Genomic DNA, 3,937 nt, shown 5'->3' on the forward strand with positions numbered 1-3,937 from the left:
GGCGACTGAAGCGCTGATCAGGCAAGAGGAAAAGGGCGCGCTGCTCGGGCCGTCCGGCTCGATCATCCAGGCCGGTTTCGCCAGCAATCTCGACCGCGAGCTCGGCATTCTCGAGGACAAGGGCCTCTATGACGAGGACAGCCGCTTCCTGCCGCCGGACAGTCTCGCCGGCAAGGCGGTGCGGCCGACCTTCACCGGTCCGCTCGACGTGCTCAGGCGCTCAGCCGAGGCGCGAGACACCATCCAGGTGGTGACGACGGCCATGCAGATGGCGCAGTTCGACCCCGGCGTGATGGACAACATCGACAGCGACGAGGCGATCAAGATCGTGCAGAGCGCCGGCCGCAGCCCGCAGCGCATCTTTCGTCGCAAGGAGGAGGTGGACGAGTTGCGTGGCGCGAGAGCCAAGGCCCAACAATCGCAGGCCGGCATGGCGGCGATCGCCACCGCGGGCAAGGCCGCCAAGGATGCGGTGCCGGCGGCGGTGCAGGCGCGCGACAGCGGCCTGCTCGACGGGTTGCAAGACATGCTGGGCGGCGGTGGTCAAGGCGGGCAGCCCGTCGGCCCGGCGGGTAACGGCGCATGAGCCGGAAACGCTTCGCCCATTCCGGCCAGGCCGGCAGTCCTGCCAGGGCGCGCGACGCGCTGGCCAAGGCGTATCTCAGGGTGTTTTCCGGCGAGGATGGCGAGATGGTGCTGGCCGACCTCGCGGCGACGACCGGCTATTACCGGCGTCCGTCCTATGGCGAGTGGATGGCACGCACCAGGACGCCCAACGGGTTCGAATTGCACAGCGCGCTAAGCAATGCGCGGGCCGAGGTGGTGCAGCACATTATGGGGTTTCTGACGCTGGATGAGGCGCAGCTTGCGGCGCTGGAGAAAGCGGCGCGGGCGGAGGGGTAGGCGCTGAAGCTGCGTCCCTCGCCCCGTTTACGGGGAGAGGATGCCGGCAGGCAGGTGAGGAGCGGCGCCAGCATATCGAAACTTAGCGCTGCCCCTCATCCCCCTTCCGGGACCTTCTCCCCGTTGAACGGGGAGAAGGGGCCAGTAGCGGTCGCTGCGGCCCCACGACGTGGTCGCGCTGCCGACGAGGTCCACTGACCCACCCAGGCAGCACCGCTGCTCCAGGATTTCTCCAAAAAGTCGATCCGACAAAACCCGCGAACGCGGACAGCCAGCGTGCGACCGGCCGTGCCGTGATCGCCAGCGCCGCGCGCTCTTTTGTTCAAAGCCAGTTGCGCAGGAAACAGCCAATGGTCAGCATCATCCCCCTCTCCATTGCCCAGCGCCGGCTCGATACCGGCAATGCGGTGCAATACCCGCAGGGATCGCCGATCGGCGGCGCCATGCAGGGTCTTGGCGACCAGCTTTCCGCTGTCGCCGAACGCTACCGGCAGATGAAGGACCAGCAGGAGGCGTTCGACGCCGAGCTGGCGCGCCACCGGTTCACCAGCCGGATCGCGCAAGCCGAAGACGAGGTAGCGGCGAACGCGCCGGCCGACGGCGCCGGCCTGCATGAGACGATGTACGGCCAGGTCGATCTGCGCAACGGTCGGGTGGTCAAGACTGGCCTGTTCGACACGCTGTTCGACGACGCCCTGCCGAACATGCCCGAGAGCCAGCGCGCCAGCTTCGCTAGGCAGAAGGAGGTAATGCGCGCGGTTGGCGCGCGGCGCAGCGGCAGCTTCAGCGGCGTCAGGACTACGAGTTGGCCGAGTGGACCAAGGTTGACAACATCTCGACCAGCGCCATCGCGCAAAACGACCCGAGCGACACCGCAAACTTCGAGGCGGTCCGGCAGAGCGGGCTCGACCTGATCGCCAAGATCGGCAATCCGCTCGCCAGGCAAGCGGCGGAAGTCGCCTGGCGCACCAACACGGCCAAGGCGCTGGTCCAGGCGATGATCGCCCAGGATCCGAAGCGCGCTGTCGAGATGCTGGGTGCGGCGCAGGCTGGAAGCCGGACAAAGGACGATACCGCCGAGGCCGTTGGTAGCTCGCAGGCAAATACCACAAGTTCTGTGGTGCCAAGAAACGATCACGTTGGCGAGCCGGCGCCATATGAGCGATCGGTGCAGGTTTTCCGGGACGACATCCCGCCTCACGACAGGTCAGCGTTGGCCCAGCAAGCGCGGACCGCTGAGATCGCGCGGCAGGTCGAAACACGAACCAGCATCGGCCTGGCAGAACAGAACGCACCAAGGTCTATCAGGGACACTGGAACCTATTCCGGCCCCGCGCAGACTCCGGAGCAGTTCATCGCTCTCTACGGCGCCACCGAAGGCGTCAGGCGCTTCCAAGCCTTCCGCCAAGCAATGGATGTCAGTCGGCAATTCTACAGCATGCGTGGCATGTCGAACGAGGCCGTTTTGGCCAGAGTCAAAGAGTCCTCGCCCAAGGCCGATAGTGCTACGCCGGAAGAGGACAGCGCGCGTCATGAAGTAATAGCCACGGCCGCCGACCTCACGCTCATCCGGCCGCTACACGGCCACCTTCTCCCCGGTGGGGAGAAGAGGCTGCACCGCCGTCTCAGGTCTCCTCTCCCGCCGGGGAGAGGTCGCCGAGCGAAGCGGAGGCTGGGTGAGGGGGCGTCACCAACAAACCCAAACCTGAAGGAAGAGAAAAAATGGCAGATGCCTACACCCGTATCGCGGACGCGATCGTTCCGTCCGTCTATGCGCAATATGCTTTCGAGGAGCATGTCCAGTCGCTCGAGATCTACCAGGCCGGAATCCTGTTTTCCGACCCGGCCATCTCCTCGAAACTGTCGATGGGCGGCCGCTCGGTCGACATGCCCGGCTGGAAGGACCTCGGCAACGACCCGTCCGAACCGGTCAATGACGATCCGGCCGATTCCATCGAGATGAAGAAGATCGGCTCGCGCCGCGAGGTCGCCGCCCGCAATGTCCGCGCCCAGGCGTGGGGCGTTCCGGACCTGACGTCGATCCTGGCGGGCGACGATCCGCAAAAACTGATCGTCAAGCGGCAGACCGAGTACTGGCAGCGCGCCAACAAGCTGACCCTGCTCGGCATCCTGAAGGGTGTCGTCGCCGACAACATCGCCAATGACGGAGGCGACCTGGTGCGCACCACCGGCGCCTCCATCGTCGACACCGACATCATCGAGGCCGCCTATCTGATGGGCGACCGCGCGGACAAGTTCAAGACGATCTGGATGCACTCCAAGCAGATGAAGGCGCTGAAGCTCGCCGACCTGATCGACTATGTGCCGTCCTCCGAACAGGGCGGGCCGCTGATCCCCTACTATATGGGGCTTCGCGCCGTCGTTGACGACGACATTCCGCAGGCTGCGGGCGTCTACACCGCCTTCATGTTCAAGGACAAGGCGATCCTGTGGAACGAGCTGCCGGTCAACACCGAAGGCGGCCCGCTGGAATTCGACCGCAAGCCTCGCCAGGGCCATGGCGGCGGCGTGACGGAAATGGTCGGCCGCCGGCATTTTGTGCCGCATGTGCCCGGCACGCGCTTCCTCGACGCCTCCTCGGCCGGTGAATTCGCTACCGATGCGGAGCTGGCGCTGGCGGCGAACTGGGACCGCACGGCGTCGAGCGTCAAGACCATGACGTTCATTGCGTTGAAGACCACCGAGGCTTGATCGGCTTGGGCGAGGGGCGGGGGCGATGAGCGCCCGCCCCGTGACCGTCCGCCCGAAGGCGGAACCGGCCTGTGGAAATGCCGATACCTCGCACATGAAAAAGGCGGATCCGGGGACAGAATCCGCCTCGTCTGCCGACAGGGCTTCGGGGGGAAGACGGGTATCGGCAAACAATCCGATAGCAATATCAGCAAGCTTTTTGAAGCGTACTGTGCTTCGGAAAACTGAATTGTGAGCGCGTTTCGGGTCCCGCACAACTTGCCCGATAGACGTAGCCCGATACGCCTACGGATCTGTCGCGGCGGTGCCTTTCGGCCAGCTT

4 protein-coding genes are annotated in these 3,937 nt (G+C 65.3%); all 4 read left to right on the top strand.

Annotated features, from left to right (window positions below; translation table 11 throughout):
* On the top strand, window positions 1-586 hold a 586-nt coding region (locus EN935_RS25620; RefSeq protein ID WP_245489048.1), incomplete at its 5' end, for a portal protein.
* On the top strand, window positions 583-903 hold the full coding sequence (locus EN935_RS25625) for a hypothetical protein (protein WP_056592073.1): 321 nt from the start codon (window positions 583-585) through the stop codon (window positions 901-903). The genes EN935_RS25620 and EN935_RS25625, both read left to right, overlap by 4 nt.
* Before the next feature lie 350 nt (window positions 904-1,253).
* The gene (locus tag EN935_RS25630) at window positions 1,254-1,817 is read left to right on the top strand and encodes a hypothetical protein (RefSeq protein WP_206532427.1); all 564 of its coding nucleotides are present in this window, start codon (window positions 1,254-1,256) and stop codon (window positions 1,815-1,817) included.
* An 808-nt stretch (window positions 1,818-2,625) separates the two neighbouring features.
* On the top strand, window positions 2,626-3,615 hold the full coding sequence (locus tag EN935_RS25635; protein ID WP_127265376.1) for a Coat protein: 990 nt from the start codon (window positions 2,626-2,628) through the stop codon (window positions 3,613-3,615).
* Window positions 3,616-3,937 lie beyond the last annotated feature (322 nt).

The sequence above is a fragment of the Mesorhizobium sp. M7D.F.Ca.US.004.03.1.1 genome (assembly GCF_003998635.1).
GTDB lineage: Bacteria > Pseudomonadota > Alphaproteobacteria > Rhizobiales > Rhizobiaceae > Mesorhizobium > Mesorhizobium loti.

Coding starts and splice junctions, on each gene's coding strand:
- EN935_RS25625 (WP_056592073.1), top strand. CDS start 583: ATGAGCCGGAAACGCTTCGCCCATTCCGGCCAGGCCGGCAGTCCTGCC.
- EN935_RS25630 (WP_206532427.1), top strand. CDS start 1,254: ATGGTCAGCATCATCCCCCTCTCCATTGCCCAGCGCCGGCTCGATACC.
- EN935_RS25635 (WP_127265376.1), top strand. CDS start 2,626: ATGGCAGATGCCTACACCCGTATCGCGGACGCGATCGTTCCGTCCGTC.